At 40.6% G+C, this 21732-nt stretch carries 11 protein-coding genes; 9 read left to right on the forward strand and 2 right to left on the reverse strand.

Going from position 1 to position 21732, the window contains the following annotated elements; genetic code table 11:
* Positions 1-242: 242 nt before the first annotated feature.
* The gene (locus tag DWW10_RS09185; protein WP_022393033.1) at positions 243-4316 is read left to right on the forward strand and encodes a hybrid sensor histidine kinase/response regulator transcription factor; all 4074 of its coding nucleotides are present in this window, start codon (positions 243-245) and stop codon (positions 4314-4316) included.
* Here DWW10_RS09185 and DWW10_RS09190 read toward each other — a convergent pair.
* Positions 4313-5170: a helix-turn-helix domain-containing protein gene (locus tag DWW10_RS09190; protein ID WP_022393034.1), complete on the reverse strand. Its 858-nt coding sequence runs from the start codon at positions 5168-5170 to the stop codon at positions 4313-4315. The genes DWW10_RS09185 and DWW10_RS09190 overlap by 4 nt on opposite strands.
* 219 nt (positions 5171-5389) lie before the next feature.
* Here DWW10_RS09190 and DWW10_RS09195 point away from each other — a divergent pair, with 219 nt between their 5' ends.
* The 8 genes from DWW10_RS09195 to DWW10_RS09230 all read left to right on the forward strand — a co-directional run bounded on the left by DWW10_RS09195 (position 5390) and on the right by DWW10_RS09230 (position 19553).
* Positions 5390-7030 carry an alpha-L-fucosidase gene (locus tag DWW10_RS09195; protein ID WP_022393035.1) on the forward strand — a complete coding sequence of 547 codons (1641 nt, stop codon included), beginning with the start codon at positions 5390-5392 and terminating at the stop codon, positions 7028-7030.
* Positions 7031-7121: 91 nt separating this feature from the next.
* The gene (locus DWW10_RS09200) at positions 7122-10199 is read left to right on the forward strand and encodes a SusC/RagA family TonB-linked outer membrane protein (protein WP_022393036.1); all 3078 of its coding nucleotides are present in this window, start codon (positions 7122-7124) and stop codon (positions 10197-10199) included.
* 24 nt (positions 10200-10223) lie between these two features.
* Complete coding sequence (locus DWW10_RS09205; RefSeq protein WP_022393037.1) at positions 10224-11912, forward strand: RagB/SusD family nutrient uptake outer membrane protein; 1689 nt, start codon at positions 10224-10226, stop codon at positions 11910-11912.
* 105 nt (positions 11913-12017) lie between these two features.
* Positions 12018-12401 (forward strand): L-rhamnose mutarotase, encoded by a 384-nt coding sequence (locus DWW10_RS09210; protein ID WP_022393038.1) that lies wholly within the window; start codon positions 12018-12020, stop codon positions 12399-12401.
* A 150-nt stretch (positions 12402-12551) separates the two neighbouring features.
* On the forward strand, positions 12552-13940 hold the full coding sequence (locus tag DWW10_RS09215; RefSeq protein ID WP_118420787.1) for a family 43 glycosylhydrolase: 1389 nt from the start codon (positions 12552-12554) through the stop codon (positions 13938-13940).
* Between the two features lie 18 nt (positions 13941-13958).
* Positions 13959-15536, forward strand: a complete 1578-nt coding sequence (locus DWW10_RS09220; protein WP_022393040.1) for a glycoside hydrolase family 43 protein — start codon at positions 13959-13961, stop codon at positions 15534-15536.
* Between the two features lie 187 nt (positions 15537-15723).
* On the forward strand, positions 15724-18540 hold the full coding sequence (locus tag DWW10_RS09225) for a TonB-dependent receptor (RefSeq protein WP_022393041.1): 2817 nt from the start codon (positions 15724-15726) through the stop codon (positions 18538-18540).
* A gap of 80 nt (positions 18541-18620) precedes the next feature.
* The gene (locus tag DWW10_RS09230; RefSeq protein ID WP_022393042.1) at positions 18621-19553 is read left to right on the forward strand and encodes a metallophosphoesterase; all 933 of its coding nucleotides are present in this window, start codon (positions 18621-18623) and stop codon (positions 19551-19553) included.
* Positions 19554-19659: 106 nt separating this feature from the next.
* Here DWW10_RS09230 and DWW10_RS09235 read toward each other — a convergent pair whose 3' ends face one another.
* Positions 19660-21693 carry an LruC domain-containing protein gene (locus tag DWW10_RS09235; RefSeq protein ID WP_118420786.1) on the reverse strand — a complete coding sequence of 678 codons (2034 nt, stop codon included), beginning with the start codon at positions 21691-21693 and terminating at the stop codon, positions 19660-19662.
* Positions 21694-21732 lie beyond the last annotated feature (39 nt).

Consider the following 21732-nt stretch of genomic DNA (forward strand, 5'->3'; position numbering starts at 1 on the left):
TTTTTCAGATATGGCAAATGTAGATTATAAAGAAATGAAACCGCTGTCATGAGGTTACACAAATATAATATGAAGAGTACATAACTTTTCGCTACGTTACAAAACCTTATATATGGGTTACATTCTCATCGGAAAACAAGCAGAGAAACAATACTTTTACAGAAATCAGACTATTTGGAGGCACTTGTAAATCAGCAATTTTTATACTAAGTTTGTATTGCATATCTCATTCATCTAACACTATGAACAGTAAAATAATCAAGTACATCATCATTATACTATTGTTACCGGTAGTTCCGCTAAAAGCGACAGCACAAACGGGAATCTATTACTCTACCAACGGTCAACTCAGTAGTAGCCTCATCAATCAGCTATATCAAGACCAAAGAGGTTTTATCTGGATATCTACCGAATTCGGACTGAACAAGTTCGATGGTACTCACTTTACTCATTATAAACACATAGACAATGATTCAACTTCCCTGATTAATAATCATGTAAGAGGTGTTTTCGAAGACAGCTACCGAAATCTATGGATAAGATGTCTGGGAGGATTGATGCTATACCACCCAGAAACAGACGATTTTGAACTAATAAAAATAGAAGGAAAAGAAGGACGTCATGTAACAAATATCATGGAATTACATAATGGTGAAGTCTGGGGAATCACCACCGGAGATACTATTTTTCGTATAAACCTCACACAAAAAGGAATAGAACCTATTGATGAAATCAACCGGAAACTCCATTTAAAGAGTTTTAGTTCTATCTACGAAGATACACGAAGGAATCTCTGGTTTATATCAGAAACACAAGGGCTCCTTTGCTTTAACCCAAAATCTGAAGAGATACAACACTTCAAATATCCCGATATTCCAGATAACAACATATCGGCCATCAAAGAAGATCAAAACGGAAATCTCTTTATCGGAACACTAACCAAAGGATTATGTTTATACGACTGGGAAAAGAAGGTATTTCAGCCAATTCCATATGAGAATAAGCAAAATCTGCCTATCAAACATCTGGCCTTTACAGAAGGAAAACTATTGATAGGTACAGATGGAAAAGGTATAAAAGTCTACAATCCTGCAACCCACCAAATTGAAGATTATCCAGTTAATACCGCGCCATTCAACCTGGGCACGGCAAAGGTACATAGCATATTGCAAGACAAAGATAAAAACTTATGGCTGGGAATATTCCAAAAAGGTATTGTTTTCCTACCTGCACACAGGGAGCGATTTGAATACATTGGGCATAAGCTACTCCACAATAATCCGATAGGTACAGGATGCATCATGTCCATCTTCAAAGACAAAGATAACCACTTGTGGATAGGAGCAGACAACGAAGGTATCTTTGAGTTAGATACCAATTATAAACAGGTCAGACATTATTATCCCGGAGATACATCTAGTTCCATATCGAATACAATTACAAGTATTTTCCAGGATTCAGATGGCAATATCTGGTTAGGGGCATACGCCAAAGGTTTGGCTATGCTCAATAAAAAGACAGGTGAATGCAATTACATTACCCAGCTTCTGCACGAAAAGATTATGAATGTTATTGAAGACGGACAACGCAATCTGTATATTGCTACATTGGGGAGTGGCTTATATACTTACAATTTGGATACAAAAGAACTCCGGCAACACAATGTCCCGCGCCAAGAAGGGGTAGGACAACAGCCAAATGAGCTGAGTAATAACTGGGTAAACATCCTTCTTGCAGATCGTAAAGGATTAATATGGATAGGCGGTTATCAGGGAATATCATATTATGCCCCCAAGCAAGACAGTTTTAGTAGGACTAACCAGGTTATACCACGTAGCACAGGTTATAGTCTCCTCGAAGATAAAGAAGGAAATATCTGGGCAGGTACATCCAGTGGGCTGTATTGCATAGACAATAAGACACAAGAGGTACAAAGATATACCATAGAAGACGGGCTTCCCAATAACATTATTTGTGCAATTTGTGAAGATAGCCAGCAAAATATATGGGTTAGCACTTACAATGGCATAAGTAAGTTTGAAAGAAAAAGAGAATGCTTTATCAATTACTATGTAGGTGACGGACTACAAGGGAATGAATTTACTCACGGAGCCTTCTTTCAGGAGAAGAATGGTAAGATATACTTTGGAGGCAGCGATGGAATCACTTATTTCATGCCAGAGCAGATTATAGAACAACCGAGAAAGAATGATGTTTATATCACAGACTTCCTTATCTTTAATCAACCTATTAACAAGAATACCTTATCGGGTAATAAACCTATTATTTCAACCGCCGTAATCGATGCTAACATCTTCCGCCTCAGCCATCAGGACAACACATTCTGCATTGTTTTCTCCACATTAAGATATGATAACCCTCAGCAGATAAAATACCAATATAGAATTAAGGAGTTAGGAGAAGAATGGCAAACAACGGAAACAGGAAATAATCGAGTCACTTACAATAAACTTCCACATGGAAAATACACTTTCCAGGTATGCGCCATAGAACATGGTAATACATCGGAAATACGTACCATAAATATCGTTATTACTCCACCCTGGTATTTGTCCGGCTGGGCCTATCTTATTTATTCTATACTATTTATAATTATTGTGTTGGGCATCATTAAATACATCCTCAACCGTATCCGTCAACGACAGGAAACAACAGAGCGTAAGCATCAGGAAGAGATTAGTGAAGCTAAATTACAATTCTTCATAAATATCTCACATGAGATACGCACACCAATGACTTTAATCATCAATCCGATTGAAAAATTGCTATCAGAGAACCTTAACCCTGAACTTAACAAAACCTACTTGATGATTTACCGTAATTCCCAACGCATTCTGCGTCTGGTAAACCAGTTAATGGACATGCGGAAAATAGATAAGGGACAGATGTTCATGAAATTCAGAGAAACAGATATCGTAGGTTTCATCGAAGACTTAATCCTGACATTCGAGTACATCGCCAAACAAAAGAACATTCATCTGACATTCATCCATGAAGCCCCTTCATTAAAAGTCTGGATAGATATGAATAACTTCGACAAGATATTGATGAATCTGTTATCAAATGCATTCAAATATACCCCTAATAATGGAGAAATCAATATTACGCTGAAACAAGGCAACAGTAATGTTAATGGGGCACTCAAAGAGTATTTCGAGATCATAATAGAAGATACAGGCATCGGTTTGAAAGAGGACAAGATAGAGCGTATCTTCGACCGTTTCTATCAGATTAATAATGGTTCGGCATATAACAACCTCGGTACGGGAATAGGTCTTCACCTGACACACTCCCTAGTATCTCTTCATCATGGTACTATTACTGCAGAGAATCGCACAGATAGTAAAGGAAGCCGCTTCACCGTGCGCATGCCGTTAGGGAATTCACATCTGGAAGCAAGTGAACTGGAGAGTTTACCCCATATAGAAGAAAAAACTCATCTGTTATCTACTAAAGAAAGATTGGAATTTGAGACAGAAATAGCAGACATGGAAAAAGCAACAAGCAAGCCTAAAACCAAATTCAATCTACTGATTGTAGAAGACGAAAAGGAAATTCAGAATTATCTGGTTGAACAATTACAGGATCTCTACAAGATAACAACCTGTAATAACGGTAAAGAGGCATTCAATACAATTCTTTCTACCAAACCCGATCTGGTTATTAGTGACATTATGATGCCGGAAATGGACGGTATTACTTTATGCAAAAAGATAAAACAAAATATAAATATCAATCATGTGCCGGTCATCCTGCTTACAGCAAAAGGTAAACTGGAAGATTATGCGGAAGGTATGGATATCGGTGCCGATGCGTATATGGTAAAACCGTTCAATGTTGAAATCCTTAGAAAGACTATCAGCAATCTTATCACCAATCGAAAATTGCTCAGGAATAAATTCAGCGGTATGCAGCAGCAGGAAGAAAAACTGGAAGTTCTGAATATAAAACCTACGGATGAAATTCTGATGGAGAAAATCATGAAGATCATTAATGATAATCTGGCAGAACCTACATTGGATGTAGAAATGTTAGCTAAAAACGTTGGGCTGAGCCGGGTACATCTCTACCGGAAATTAAAAGAGCTGACTAATCTCAGTACCAGAGATTTCATCCGAAGCATTCGCATCCAGCAGGCAGCCAAGCTCCTAAAGAACAAAAAGATGAATATATCGGATATAGCCTATTCCGTTGGGTTCAATAATTTGTCGCATTTCTCCAACTCCTTTAAGGAACAGTTTGGTATGTCCCCTAAAGAGTATATGTTGAAGTATGGTGAATCGGAACCGGATTAATGGTAGGAGTTCCGATACTCCTGCGGGGTAAGTCCCGTTACCTTTTTGAATAAACGGTTAAAGTAGGAATAGTCATCAAAAGAAAGAGAAAAAGCCACGTTCTTTACAGACATCTCATCTGTTACCAGAATGAGTTGTGCCTTTTCTATTTTCTTCTGATTGATATATTTTGAAGGGGTCACACCAGTTTCTTTTTTGAATAAACGAATAAAATGATCTTTTGACAAACATGAATTCTCAGATAGAGTTGTCAGGTCTATAGCCTCATAGATATGTTTACGTATATAAAGAATAGCTTTCTCTATTCGATCGTCTTTTGTCTCCACTTTAACTTGCGCACGCTTTAGGAAATGTGCCAGTAACTGATATACAATACCACGTGATTCAACCTTATCACATAATGCACGCTGCTTGTTCTTCAGAAGATTCTCCACCAACGTTGAGTTATTATCATAAGTAGAAGGGTCCGATTTAGGCAAACTCATATGAGGATTTATCGCACACAGGCGTTGAAACAACGCAAGGTCCAAATCACCGGCAGGTATCTCTACCGGAAATTCCCACTCATCCAATAAATTTGTATCTGATTGATGCTCTTCATAAATATGCAGGTAGTAATGGCAGAAATAAGAATTGCATATATAGCTATGTATAGTAAAAGCCGGAATGAAATACAAATAATTTGGTTTCAGAATCTGTATACCTCCCGATAGTTGTATCTGAGCAGTACCTTCTGTTATATAGTACAGGCGCGTGAACGGACTATTGACGTTTTTCCAGTTCCAATCTGCATTGTGTACAGCCAAACCGACATTCAGCACCAAAGGGTGCAATTTATCAACCAATGAAGCCATAGTATATAGTATTTAGTAACTTGATAAAGGTAAGCGATTTTATTAAGTCTTCAAAACGGTTATCGATATTCTCTATATAAAAATCGTTATTATCCTACCATGAAAGGTGTTTTCTAACAAAATCATCGATATATTCCAATACAAGCACTTTTTAATCCTATCAAAGCTACTAATTAATCCATATCTTTGCAATGTACAATAGAAACAAAATTAATACCTATGAGAACCAAAATTTTATTAGCATCTTTAGCTCTTTCGATAGGAACATTATCTGCTCAAAACTATCAGGTTCCGGTATCGGAAAAAAACGAACCCATGATGAAAGGTAAATTCCAACCTACATGGAGTTCACTGGAGACTTATCAAGTTCCCGAATGGTTTAGAAATGCCAAGTTCGGGATCTGGGCACATTGGGGACCACAGTGTGTGGAAGGTTCGGGCGACTGGATGGCACGTTCCATGTATCTGGAAGGATCAGCGGAGTATAAGTATCATGTAGAACACTATGGGCATCCCTCTGAAGTGGGTTTCAAAGACATCATTCCTTTATTTAAAGCTGAAAAATGGAACCCGGACGCACTGGTTGCTTTCTATAAGAAGATAGGTGCACAGTATTTCTTCGCTTTAGGCAACCATCACGATAATTTCGATCTTTGGGACAGCAAATATCAGGCTTGGAACTCAAAGAATATGGGACCTAAACGCGATATTCTGGCAGAATGGGAACAAGCTGCACGAAAGTATGAACTTCCATTCGGTATCAGTTTCCATGCCGACCATGCCTGGACTTGGTACGAGCCCTCTCAACGTTATGATAGAAACGGCCCCAAAGCCGGTGTTCCTTACGACGGTACACTGACAAAAGCTGATGGCAAAGGTAAGTGGTGGGAAGGATACGATCCGCAGGAGCTGTATGCACAAAACCATCCGATGAGTAAAGGAAGTTGGGTAGACGGTATGATACATAGCCAATGGGCCTGGGGAAACGGAGCATCTTTACCAACTCAAGAATATTGTACTAATTTTTATGACCGCACGGTAGATGCTATCAATCGTTACAATCCTGATCTCATCTATTTTGATGTAACAGTAGTTCCATTCTACCCTATCAGCGATGCAGGATTGAAGATCGCAGCTCACTTCTACAATCATAATATGGCCACTCATAAAGGAAAACTGGAGGCTGTCATGCTGAGTAAGATATTGGATGAAAACCAGCGCAAAGCTATAGTCTGGGATGTAGAGCGCGGGGCACCCAATGAGATTATGGAGCAACCATGGCAATCTTGCTCATGCATTGGAGGATGGCATTACAATACATCTATTTATGAGAATAACTGGTATAAATCCGCAGCAGATGTTGTAAAACTATTAGTTGACATCGTAAGTAAAAATGGTAATCTGCTGCTCAGTGTTCCATTACGAGCTGATGGTACCTTTGATGAAAAGGAGGAGAAAATATTAAATGAATTTGGCGACTGGATGAACATTAACAAAGAAGCCATCCTGGATACTCGTCCTTGGGAAATATTCGGTGAAGGGCCGATCACTGAAGCAGATATCAAAATTAATGCACAAGGATTCAATGAAGGATCATATAGCAAAGCGACGGCACAGGAAATTCGCTTCACACAGACTAAGAAGGACTTATACGCTACAGTTCTGGCTTGGCCAACAGAAAAGCAAATACTCATCAAGTCATTGTCTGATGAAAGTAAATTATTCCCTGGTAAAATTAGCAGAGTGGAATTATTAGGTTATGGCAAAGTTCCATTCACACGTACAGACAAAGGATTACTTATAAATATGCCTGATAAACAGATTAATAAGATTGCTCCTGTATTCAAAATAAAGAAATAACTCACACTAAATAAAAAGATTGGTTTATCGGCTTTTTTAAGTCGATAAGCCTCAACTATACCTTAAAAAAACAATAATCAATTAAGAATTTATGAAAAACCAATTAACGTATGGACTTTTACAGTCAATGAAAATCAGACTGATTTTATTGATTTGTTGTTTGTCTGGCGCCACTTGGGCACAGACTCAGAGTAATATCAACGGGCTAATAACCGATTCATCCGGTGAACCGCTAATAGGTGTCAGCATTCAAGTAAAAGGCACTACACATGGTACTATTTCTGATTTAGATGGTAAATTCATGTTGTTAGCTAAAACTGGTGATATCCTTCGTATCAGTTACGTAGGTTATACTCCTCAAGAGATCAAGTTAACAGGTAACCAGCAATTACGTATCATAATGGAAGAAGATACAAAAAGGCTGGAAGAAGTCGTAGTTGTGGGATATGGCACCCAGAAGAAAGTAAACCTGACCGGATCAGTGTCTTCGATCACAGCAGACGAACTGGCCAATAAACCTGTTATGAGTACAGCTCAAGCATTGGCAGGTTTAGCACCAGGATTAAGTGTACTGCAAACTTCCGGCCGACCGGGAACAGGGGCTACAGTAAAAATACGTGGTACAGGTACTTTCTCAAATGCCGGAACAGACCCGTTAGTTCTGATTGATGGGCTATCAGGCAGTATTGATGACGTAGATCCTAATGATATTCAAAGCATCTCTTTCCTGAAAGATGCTGCTTCAGCTTCTATCTATGGTAACCGTGCAGCTAATGGTGTTATCTTAATTGAAACAAAGAAAGGGGTGCAAGGCAAGACTACAATTTCCTATAGTAACTCATTCGGTTGGCAACGCCCGACGGAACTACCGGATTTTCTTCCATCATGGGAATATGCAGAGTATTATAATATGGCCATGCATAATATGGGAAGACAAGATGCCTATCTCCCCGAACAGATACAAAAATTCCGGGACGGATCAGACCCGGACAATTACCCGAATGTCAACCATCTAAAATGGTTACTGGAGTCAGGATCAGGATTCCAACATCAACATAACATAAGCATACAAGGAGGTAATGCCACTACAAGTTATAATCTGTCAGTGGGATATCGCAATCAGGAAGGTATGACAGCCAGAACTTCAAATGAACGTATGACAGCCCTATTCTCGATGAAAAGTGAAATAGCAAAAGGACTTACCTTGAACTTAAACATCAACGCCTACAACAATAAATACAATGCGCCTAATGGCGAACCTCAAAGCATTGACGGTATGATAGGATATACGGTGCGTCAAGGCCCTATTTATGCGGGAAAGAAAACAGACGGAAGTTTCGGTTACCAGGACAATTATAGTCCGGAAGCATGGCTGGCCAGCGAATCCTTTATACAGAACATCAATCGAAACATTAGCGCTTCCGGACAGTTGAAATGGGATACCCCTGTAGAAGGACTCTCATTTATAGGAAAAGCCGGAGTTAATTATTGGACCAAGTATGATAAAGCATATCGTGCAGATACCTATTTTGATGAAACTAAAACAGTAGGTCCGGCTACATTGAATGTATGGACGGCTAACAATACATATACCACTTTTGAGGCATTAGCCACCTATGAGAAGCAAATAAAGAATCATAGTTTTAAGCTATTAGCCGGTACATCAGTAGAACAATCCGCCAACAGAGGTTTGGAAGGCTATAGAAATACATTCCCCAATAATTATCTCTATGAATTGGGATCAGGAGATAAATCAACAGCCACCAATAACAGTTCTTTAGAAGAATACGCATTACTATCCTTCTTCGGACGTATCAACTATTCATTTAAAGACCGTTATTTGTTGGAAGCAAATTTACGCTATGACGGTTCTTCACGCTTTGCAGACGGACACCGTTGGGGACTTTTCCCATCAGTATCCGCAGGATGGAGAGTTTCGGAAGAAGATTTCTGGAAAAATTCCGGTTTATCCAATATTTTTGATATTCTGAAGCTACGCGCATCTTATGGTGTATTGGGAAATCAAAATATTGGTGTATATCCTTACCAACAAACATATAATCTGGGACATGATTATCCTTTCGGTAATCCTGCGGCATTGCAATCAGGTGCTTACATGTCAGTTTACAATAACCCTGAAATCACATGGGAGAAAACAGCTATTACTGATATTGGACTGGATTTTAGTTTATTCAACGGTGCATTTAGCGGTACGGTAGATTACTTTTATAAATATACTTCAGATATTCTGGCACCAGTAGAAGTATCCAGCATCATGGGACGTTCAGTAGGACAATCCAATGTCGGAGCTGTATCGAATAAAGGTATCGAAGTGAATTTAACTTATAATGGACGAATCGGAAATAGCTTCCGTTTCAGTATTTCTCCCAATTTTACTTGGGTAAAAAATGCCGTTGAGAAGTTGGCCAATGGTGCCACAGAAGAAATCAACAACAACCGTATTGTTGGGCAACCTATCGGCATTATCTATGGATATGAAACAGATGGTTTATTTGTAGACCAAGCAGAAATAGATGCAGCCCCTGAACAATTAGTCGGCAAATCGAACTTGAAACCGGGATATGTGAAATACAAAGATATCAGCGGACCCAATGGTGTACCCGATGGCAAAGTAGATGCACAATATGACCGTACTGTATTAGGAAGCACAACCCCGAAGTTCTATTATGGCTTAAATCTATCTGCCTCTTATAAAGGTTTCGATTTCTCAGCTTTACTACAAGGCTTAGGGGGTCATAAGCGTCTGATAGGTTCTTACATGGCCTATGCATTCTATAATGGAGGACAAATACAGAGATGGCAGGCAGACAATTGCTGGACAGAAGCAAACCCTGATAAATGGGCTGAATATCCTCGCCTGGAAACTTTAAACATGAATAATACAAACCTCCAAACATCTGATTATTGGGTACGTAATGCCAGTTTTCTGCGTTTAAAGAATGTGCAAATAGGATATACTCTACCTAAAGTATGGACAAAGAAAGTCGGATTGGAGAATGTGCGCGTTTATATAAGTGGCCAGAACCTCTGCTCTTTCAACAGTTTCTATAAAGGGTGGGACCCCGAGAATGAAATAGGCACAGGAGATGCCCCATCGTATTATCCTATCAATAGCATTTATTCATTTGGATTTAATCTCAAGTTCTAAGTTAACCATTCAATACAGAATAATATGAAAAAGATATATCATACATCAGGCATTACAAAAGCCTGCTTATTAACTTTGGCACTATCATTCGGTACAATGAGTTGTACTGATTTATTAGATAAAGAACCTCCTTCAGCTATTTCCGATGGAAGTTTCTGGACCGGTGAAGGTGACGCAATGTTGGCACTAACAGGATGTTATCGCTTTCAAACGGGGTGGTCACATGACGACTTTGCTACTCCCCAAGGCTTACTTTACTTAGATTTCGCCGGAGGTAATGGTACTGAAAAAGAAAACTTTTCCACTCTAATGGCCAGTTCCAACACAGTAGCTACTAATAGCAATCTCTACTGGTTTTGGGCAAATGCTTATACTCAGATAGCAAAGTATAATACTTTTCTGGATAACATTGGGAACTGCCCAATGGATGATGTCAAAAAGGTAGCCTGGTCTTCTGAAGTAAAATGCCTCCGTGCTTATTTCCTATTTAATCTGGCTTTTTATTATAAAGATGTTCCTATGCCATTGACGACTTTATCAGTAGAAGAGGCAAACTCCATTTCACAAACTTCTCAAGCAGATGTATATACTCAAGTAGAAAATGACCTTAAAGATGCCATTGATATATTACCGCCAGAATATCCATCGGAGGAATATGGCCGTTTTACGCGTGGTGCTGCAAAAACACTTTTAAGCCGTCTTTACCTTGCTCAGGAGAGATGGGATGATGCAGCTAAGATATTAAAAGAGGTGATTGATTCGGAGATATACGAATTAGACCGTAGGAATGGTGAAGAAAGCTACGATAAACTCTTTCAAATAGGTGGTGAGTATAGTCCTGAAATGATATTTTGCATTATGGGAGTGAAAGATATGTATACGAACTCACGTTATCAATATCTGTATCCCGAAGCAGCTTATGGAGGATGGCATCAGTTTTCACCTTACAATGAATTGGTAAAAGAATACTTCTGTATAGATGGAAAGGATATCAAAACTTCGGAAGTTTATGACGAAAATGACCCTTATGTCAATCGTGATTTACGTCTGTACGCTTCTATATTCTTGCCACCGTTAGGAAGCTATTCCGGAACTAAATATAATGATATCATATATGACTGTTTTAAAGGTGCCAATACAGCGGATAGCTATAATAAATTCACCTTATTCAACGGATATTGTCCTAAGAAAGGATGCGATCCTTCTATTATTAATAATTTAGGTTCTACGCCTACCTATACTCCGATTATGCGCTATGCTGAGGTACTTTTAAGTTATCTGGAAGCATTGAATGAATCTCAACCAAGTGCCATAGATCAGAATATTCTAGACCTTACCATTAATGATATTCGTAATCGCGTAAAACTGACAGATATAAAAAAAGCAGATGTACCGACACAAGAACTCGTGCGCGAAGCTATCCGCAAAGAAAGACGTGTTGAATTAGCTTTTGAAGGTTTACGTTATTATGATGTATTACGTTGGGAAATTGCAGAAAAAGAATTAAATCATACATTTACAGGAGTTAAACTATCAGATGATCCCAATGCCCGTAATTACCGAGGGAGCGGAACTGCTGCTTCTCCTGTTGATGAGAATATGTATTATCAGTTTGAGAAGCGTACATGGTCATCTCACAATCGCTATTTCCCAATACCACAGAATGATTTGAATGTCAACAAAAACCTCAAACAGAACACAGGATACAATTAGTTTTCAAATTTACAGATAACTAAGTTATTAATAGGTATGGTTAAGTATCCGGAAAAAATCCGGATACTTAATTTAGTATAAGGGTTTTCTTAATGTAACAAGATTATGAAAGATAAAGGATACAAAATAAAAGAATATTATTGTCCCGTGAAGAGATATTGCCAGACCATGGATTTAAAAAATAATCCTGATTTAATTGCAATGTACAAGAAATGTCACAGCCAAGCAGAAGCTTGGCCGGAAATAAGGGAAGGCATTCGTTCAGTAGGCATTTTAGAAATGGAAATATATATAGCAGGGTCAAGGCTATTCATGATTGTAGAAACACCACTCGATTTTGATTGGAAAACTGCCATGGATAAATTATCTCACTTACCCAGACAAGCAGAGTGGGAAAATTATGTATCCAAATTCCAAGAGTGTGTCGCAGAAAGTACTTCGGCTGAAAAATGGAAATTAATGGAACGAATGTTTTATCTATACGAATAACAATATTCAAATCCTTTCATCCGGGTATTTAATCGTGCTATGAAAGTTTTTTATCCCTTTTATAACTTGTTTTTATACCTTCTGATTGATAGGGAAGACTTTACTTTGCCTTTTCTTAAAGTTGATCTAACCAGAAATTATTGCAATATTATGAAAATAAATATTTTTATTAGCTTAGTGCTTGGCATTCTGATTTCAGGACCAATAACAGCACAGACAGAAGTAAGCAATCCTTTCGGTAATGCTCTGATACCTGATATGATTGCAGATGCAAGTATTCAAGAAATCAACGGTATGTTTTACTGTTATGCCACTACCGACGGATATGGTCAGGGATTAGAAACTTCAGGGCCACCTGTTGTGTGGAAGTCAAAGGATTTTGTTCACTGGAGCTTTGAAGGTACTTGTTTCCCTTCTGCTATGAAAGAAAAATATTGGGCTCCAAGTAAAGCCGTCTTTGCCAATGGCAAGTATTATATATATCCCACCATCAATGGATATATGTATCCGGCTGTTTCTGATAACCCCGAGGGCCCGTTTAAGCTGGCTCGCGGAAAAGATGAGTTCCACAAGCCTTTCACATCTTCTACTTTATTGCAGACAAAAGATCCCGGTGGCATCGATGCCGAGGTTTTCATTGACGATGACGGTCAGGCTTATGTATTTTGGGGACGCCGTCATGTGGCTAAACTGGGCAAAGATATGATCACCGTAGACTCGGTTACACAAATTATTACTACTCCCCGGAAAGAATATTCCGAAGGCCCTATCTTCTTTAAAAGAAAAGGCATATACTATTACCTATATACCATTGGAGGAGATGAAAAATATCAATACGCCTATGTAATGAGTAAAGTTTCTCCTATGGGCCCCTTTGAATACCCGGAACAGGATATAGTCTCTACAACTGACTATGAAGAGGGCGTTTTTGGCCCGGGGCATGGCTGTGTCTTTCATCCAGATGGGACGGATGATTACTATTTCGCTTATCTGGAATTTGGTCGGCGCAGCACAAACCGGCAGACGTATGTAAACCGTCTGGAGTTCAATGAAGACGGCACAATCCGCCCCGTCCGACTTACTCTGAATGGAGTGGGTGCTTTGCGGAAAGTAAAACAGGAGAAAAAAATAAAGATAGATACTATCTACGCATCCAGTACAGAAGTTCCTCTACACATCAAGCCGATGAAAGACCCTTCATGCCGCCGTACCGAGTATTTCGTCCCGGCTTTTGCAATAGACAGTGCCAATGGCTCCCGTTGGATGGCTACCGACCAAGATAATGAGAGTTGGATTATTGCAGATTTAGGAATAGCTAAAAAGGTACATCACAGTGAAGTCTACTTTGTACGTCCCACAGCCGGACACGCCTATCTGCTTGAAGGATCTAGCGATGGAAAGGTATGGCAAGTCTGTGGAGGACATGAAGATATAAAAATGCAGTCACCACACATTGACACTCCGAATAAGAAATACCGCTATCTCCGAATAAAGATTTTAAAAGGAATCGCGGGAATCTGGGAATGGAATATTTATTAATCTAAATGGGAAATTATTATGAGATATCTGGTATCAATACTTTTTTGTACCTGCTTTAGCATTTACCTGTCGGGGCAGCAATCCATAGAGTGGGGCAACTGGAAAAGCTGGGGTGATCAGGGAGACGGAACTTACATGAACCCCATCATTCCATCAGATTACAGCGATATTGACTGCATCAGAGTAGATGAAGACTATTATGCCATATCCTCCACATTTCAATTCTCCCCGGGAATGACGCTTCTGCATTCCAAAGACCTTGTAAACTGGGAAATCTGTGGAAATATAATAGATGATCTGACACAAATAAGTGAAGATTTGCACTGGACCCGTATGAACCGTTATGGTCGGGGTGTATGGGCAGGAACGCTCCGGCATTATAACGGACGTTTTTATCTATTCTTCGGCACCCCCGACGAAGGCTACTTTATGACATCTGCTTCACGTGCCGAAGGCCCATGGGAGCCGCTGACACCGTTGCTTCCCGAACCCGGTTGGGATGATTGCACTGCAATGTGGGATGAGAATGGGAAAGCTTACTTTGTCGGCACTCATTTTGCCGACGGATATAAGACTTATCTATTTAAGATGTCCGAGGATGGGAAAAGCATTGATCGAAAATCTGCGAAACTCATTAATTCGGGTAGTGGCAGGGAAGCCAGTAAACTGATTAAGGTGAACGGCTGGTATTATCTGATTTTCAGCGAACATAAGCCAGGAGTAGGACGCTACGTCATGGCAAAACGTTCCAGAAAATTGGCAGGACCCTATAAGGAAGAAAAACAATTGGCATTACCCAGTTGTGAAGCCATGGAACCGAATCAGGGAGGCATTATTCTGGGAAAGGATAATAACTGGTATTTTCTTACCCATCATGGAACAGGAGATTGGAGCGGGCGAATTGTCAGTCTGTTACCTGTTACATGGGTAGAGGATTGGCCCATACTAGGTGAAGTGCTTCCTCAGAATATCGGTACAATGAAATGGGATGGAAAGATTCCTTTTAAACATACTGAGAAATTATATATCAAACGTAGTGATGATTTCGATGAGGACCGTCTTGCTCCGCAGTGGCAATGGAATTATCAACCAAGAAAAGATTACTTTTCCCTTACTGAACGTCCAGGCTGGTTGCGTCTGAAAGCCTATCGACCTTTGGATACTAATAATTTATTAAAAGCAGGCAATACACTCACGCAACGCACCTTTAGAAAACAGAATAACGATGTAACTATAAAAATGGATATTTCCAATATGCAGGATGGCCAGAAGAATGGACTCTGCCACTTCTCTTCCCAACACTCGGCCATTGGTGTAGTGAAAGAAGGAGATAGTTGTTATCTTGAATACAGAAAGAATGGCAATATAACGAAAGGAATTCATATTCGTTCCAAGTTTGTCTGGTTCAGAACAGAATGGGGCATGGATGGCAAGTCCCAATACTACTATAGTCTAGATGGTGATAATTTTCTGCCTTTTGGTGAGATGTACCAATTGACATGGGGAAACTACCGTGGTGACCGGATAGGAATCTATTGTTTTAATGATAAAAGAGAAGATGGTTTTGTAGATATAGATTATTGTCATTACAGATAATAACTGTCCCAAATGCAAAAATCTTGTTCTTAGATTATCAACTACCAGATTAACAAAAATAGTGTTGCGATAGAATAGCGTAACCGAAATGTATCATATTTGTTACCATTTCTTCAATTTGCCGCAAAAAGTATGAAACGCAATGTCTCTACTTTTGCGGCAAATTCATTAACGTATCATAACAAGTATGAAACACATTTTTAGAGTATTTGCGCTCTTATTCTTATTTACAACAGTCAGTAATCTGACAAGAGCTGACGAGAAAACAAACGTAGTAAAACAAGGCACTGTACGCGGTCGCATCATTGATGCTTCGAAACAAACCCTTCCGGGTGCCTCCATCTACATTGAAAAATTACATGCCGGGGTGACAAGCGACGTCAACGGCTTCTACACTTTCCCTAATCTGGAACCGGGAACTTACACCGTAAAAGTAAGTTATGTAGGCTACTCACCTGTAGAATTGAAAATAACGATTCCCGAAGGACGTACTTTAGAGAAAGACGTTATGTTGAACGAAGGAGTTGAACTTCAGGAAGTAGTAGTAGGTGGAGCCTTCCAGGGACAACGTCGCGCTATTAATTCACAGAAAAACAGTCTCGGTATCAAGAATGTGGTTTCTGCCGATCAGGTAGGTAAATTTCCGGACTCTAACATTGGAGATGCACTGAAACGTATTTCAGGTATCAATGTACAGTATGACCAGGGCGAAGCCCGCTTCGGACAAGTACGTGGAACAAGTGCAGATATGAGTTCCGTTACCATCAACGGCAACCGGGTTCCTTCTGCTGAAGGCGACACACGTAATGTACAGCTCGACCTGATTCCTGCGGATATGATACAGACCATTGAAGTAAATAAAGTCGTTACCCCGGATATGGATGCCGATGCTATCGGCGGTTCCATCAATTTAGTAACCAAGAATTCTCCTTATAAGCGTTTCATCAGTGCCACTGCCGGAACAGGTTACAACTGGATTAGCGATAAAGCACAGTTGAATTTAGGATTTACTTACGGCGACCGTTTCTTCAACGACAAACTGGGAATCATGCTTTCCGCTTCTTACCAGAACTCGCCTTCCGGTTCGGATGATGTTGAGTTCGTATGGGACAAGGATGTAGAAACCGGAGAACTCTGCATCACCGACTATCAGGTTCGTCAATACTACGTTACCCGCGAGCGTCAAAGTTATTCCGCCGCCCTCGACTGGGACATTAACGAAAACCACAAACTCACCTTCAAAGGTATCTTCAATAACCGCAATGACTGGGAAAACCGTTATCGTCTCACCGTAAAAGGTATCAATCTGGAAGAGGATGACAACGGTAACGAATACTGTTCTATCAATAACAAAGGTACCATGCGCGTGCAAACCAAAGGTGGTACGCCTGATAATCGCAACGCACGCTTGGAACGCCAACGCACCATGGACTTTACCCTCGGCGGTGAGCACCTTTTGGGCAAACTGGATACAAGATGGAGTGTCAACTATGCCAAAGCCAGCGAAGAACGTCCCAACGAACGTTACATCGACTATCAGTTGAAGAAACAGAAGTTCAATATGGACCTGAGCAATGAACGTAAACCACTGCTTACTCCACAAGAAGGTTCAACGATGTATCTGAATGATGATTTCAGTCTAAAAGAAGTGACCGAACAACAAGAAGACATTCAGGAGAAAGACTTTAAGTTCAAACTCGACTTCAGCCTGCCACTGACAAAAGGGGAATTTGGAAATCACCTGCGCTTTGGTGCCAAAGTAGTGCATAAGACTAAGGACAAGGAGATTGACTTCTACGAATATACCCCACTGGATGAAAAAGGTTTCGACAAAGCCAGCCTGGCTGCTGCAGTTGACCAGAACCGTGATGGTTACATTCCGGGAGATCAATATAAAGTAGGTAGCTTCGTTAGCAAAGAGTATTTGGGAGAACTTGACCTGAATAATACAAGTCTGTTCGAAAAGGATCAAGTGCAAGAGGAACTCGCCACCAATTTTAATGCTAAAGAAACCGTTGCAGCAGGCTATCTCCGTTTCGACCAGAAACTTGGCAAGAAATGGGATATGATGCTCGGACTACGTCTGGAAAATACACATGTGAAATATTCCGGCAGCCAGTTTGATGCAGACGAAGAAAAGACAACCCGTACACCCTACGAATCTGACAGTTACCTGAATGTACTTCCCTCCGTTCTGGTAAAGTATGATGTAAACGATGACTTCAAGGTACGTGCTTCATTCACTAACACTATTGCACGTCCCAAGTATTCCGCCCTGGCACCTAACATCACAATTAAACGCAGTGACAACGAAATTTCTCTCGGTAATCCGGGATTGAAACCGACACTTTCCTACAACTTCGACCTGAGTGGTGAATACTATTTCAAAAGTATCGGCCTCGTCAGTGCCGGTGTCTTCTACAAGAAGATCAACGACTTCATTGTAGACCAGACTTTGCGCAATTATAATTATAATGGAACTACTTATACCAAATTCAGTCAGCCGCGCAACTCCGGCAATGCCGATCTGCTGGGTGTGGAAGTAGCTTACCAGCGCGATTTCAGTTTCATCGCCCCGTCATTGAAATGCATCGGTTTCTACGGAACATACACCTATTCTTACTCCCGGGTAGATAACTTCAACTTCGAAGGACGCGAGAATGAAAGCGGTCTGCGCCTCCCGGGATCTCCGGAGCACACAGCCAATGCCTCTCTCTTCTTCGAAAAGTCAGGTCTGAGTATCCGCCTTTCTTACAACTATGCATCCGCATTCATCGACGAAATGGGCTCGGAAAAGTTCTATGACCGTTACTACGATGCTGTGAACTATATGGATGCCAATGCCAGCTATACCTTCGGCAAGAAACTGAAAACAACCTTTTATGCCGAAGCAAACAACCTGCTGAACCAACCTTTACGTTACTACCAAGGCACTAAGGACCGTACAATGCAAAGCGAACATTACGGCATTAAGGTAAATGCAGGCGTGAAAATCAATTTCTAACCGGCATAGCACCGAAGCAAAGTTTCCTTTTGGCGCAAAAACCGGTAAACCACTTAAGTAACAATCAAAAAAACATCATAATGAAAAAAGTATTATTTCTCCTTTTAGTTATCCTCTTCAGCAACTGGGCAACCGCACAGATAGCGGATTATTCCATATTCGACAAGAAATTCAATTTCTATGTAGCCAATGACCTCGGTCGTAATGGTTACTACGACCAGAAGCCCATAGCCGAGTTGATGGGAACCATGGCTGAGGAAATAGGCCCCGAATTCGTAGTTGCTACCGGAGATATACACCATTTCGAGGGTGTACGCAGCGTAAATGATCCGCTGTGGATGACAAACTATGAACTCATCTACTCCCACCCGGAACTGATGATTGACTGGTTTCCCGTACTTGGCAATCACGAGTATCGTGGTAACACACAAGCAGTATTAGATTACACCAACATCAGTCGCCGCTGGACCATGCCCGCCCGCTACTATACAAAAGCATTCGAGGACAAAGGAATCACTATCCGTATCGTCTGGATAGACACAGCACCCATGATGGACAAATACCGCAATAACTCCGCCACTTATCCCGACGCGTGCAAACAAGACTTGCAAAAACAACTCTCCTGGATTGATTCAGTGCTGACCAATGCCAAAGAAGACTGGATTATCGTAGCCGGACACCACCCCATCTATGCAGAGACTTCAAAAGACGACAGCGAACGCCTGGATATGCAGAAGCGACTCGACCCGATACTCCGTAAGCACAAAGTAGACATGTATATCTGCGGGCACATTCATAACTTCCAACATATCCGCATACCGGGAAGCAATATCGATTACGTTGTCAACTCAGCCGGCTCCCTTGCCCGCAAGGTGAAACCGACAGAAGGAACCGTATTCTGCAGTCCTGAACCGGGTTTCTCCGTAATATCTGCGGACAAAAAAACGCTGACGCTACGAATGATCGACAAAAAAGGAAACATACTGCATACCGTAACACGCAACTCACAGTAAGTTTTTCACAAAAATAAAAGGGTGTTCACTCTTGCTCATTAACCTGGCAGTTGAGTAAACACCCTCTTATTTATCTTTTCCTTTTTACTTTTCCAATGGAAAAATATCAATTGGCAGACTTCTGATAATTCTTATACCAATCTGTATATTCTTTACCATCCGATTCTACCCATTTCTCAAAATCAGGATATTCTTTATCTATCATTACTGTCTCCGTGACAGGAGTGAAAGTACCGGGTATCGAAATGGCAAACGGGTGTTTCCCATCCTTATTTACATAGTAAGCATCTGCCTCTTTACCTATCTGATCAGAATTTGCCAAGTTAGTAGCTTTAGACTTTGGCAAATGCACTTCAGTACGATTGTCTTTTCCAGCCCCCTCATAGTTCACAATGATATAAGGATTCAATACCGAGTTTCCAACTTTTAAGGCATCCTTCTTCATGGCACCAGCAGCAAATGTACGGGTAATCACAAACTTCTGATTTATCACATCCATAGCATTGGAGAAGAGAATAATAGAATTCGTTTGTGTTTCATCCACAGCACCGGACGGCAAAACGATTTCGCCACGTTGATCTGTAGCATACTGTACGGCAAACGCATTCCTGTTGGTAGCAGCATCATCCCTTTGTACAGGTTCGTAGGTTTCTTTCACCTCACTCACGTAATTGTCTTTATTGAAGGTAATAGAACGATGGTATTCTATGATAACATCATTCAGGTCATAGTCGCCTCCCGAAGGCCAGATATCCTCATAGGCAAAAGACAAATAAGTGTTCTCGGTTTCAGAGACTTCCGGTTCATCCGGATCCGGATCTATGACGGGACGGTCGGGATCAAAAATAGCTTCATTCGGATTAGCGTCAATGCAGAAGAGGACATCTTCATAGCTGGTGTCTCCACCGTCTTCTACGCCATAAACCACAGTACCACCCTCTGCTGTAAGAGAAATAAAGCGGGCTTGCTGACCTTCATAATTCTTATTCCATTCTTTATTGGAGTAAACAAAACTCTTTTTTGTATTTATGGCATCGTCAAGATCATCTTCACCACATTTAAAGCCGTTGGCAATAATAAAATAACCGATGGTATACCCTGCAGGAAACTTGGTGGAAAGGTGACCTTCATTATCTTGAAAAAGAAGCTGTACCCTCTGGTTCGTTTCCAAAGGAGCATTCTTTTTACCATAATCATAATAACCACCTGATTGTTGCCCTGCGTGTTTTTTTGAATAAGGTACATTACCTGTAATCGAAGCATTCGGGAAGATAACGATTTTCGTCACTCCACTGGGAGTATCAGGACATTCATTGGTCTTATAATAATAGTATCCCACTACGTTCTGATTCCAGCCGGATTCAGTTAAAAAAGTGAAGAACAGTTCGGCATCTGTCACGGTTACGGTTTGACCGTGTTCATCCTGATAAGTCTCTGCAATAGTAGTATTAACACGCTCAGTATCTCTCACATAATTTCTATTATCCAGATTACCGGGTTTAGTACTTTTACCTTTCCACAATGCCTTCTGTACGTTGTTGATAAACGACTGACCGAGATCACCCCCCTTCTTGTCAATCAGGCCATTGATATCTTTAGGCTTTCCATATTCATTGTCAATCTCCACCAAGGAATATACTTTCTGTGCACTATTGACTGTAACCAACCTCAGTTCTGACTCCGCCCGTGTAGCAGCTGCCGCCCGCGAAGTAGCGTCTGTCTCGTTCACCGTCACCTTTCCATTCTCCACATCCGCTTCCACACACATGGGCACACCCCAGGTAGGCGAGAAAACATACACAACTTTAGCAGCCGTAGGCAATTCCACATCGCCAACGAAACGTCCTTTTGCATCCGCAAATATCTTATAAACTGGTTCACCCTGAATAACGAACGAGCCTGTTTCATTGTAAGAGATTGGATCTTCTGTAAAGATCTCTATTAAGGCGTTACTGCCAATCTCTCCATAGTTGACCTCGAACGCCACATTGGTAGTTGTGGTAAAATCGAAGTATTCACTTTCCGGCTTTAATACGGTCGGATCCTTACCAGGATCATAAACATCTTTATCCATGCATCCTGCCAGTGCGAGCATAGCGAAACACGCACCCATTCCAAGTAATTGATTAACTCTCATCATTTGGTTTATGTTTGTAAAAAAATAGTAGGTTCTCGTTTT

It is taken from the genome of Bacteroides intestinalis, from assembly GCF_003464595.1.
Classification (GTDB): Bacteria; Bacteroidota; Bacteroidia; order Bacteroidales; family Bacteroidaceae; genus Bacteroides; species Bacteroides intestinalis_A.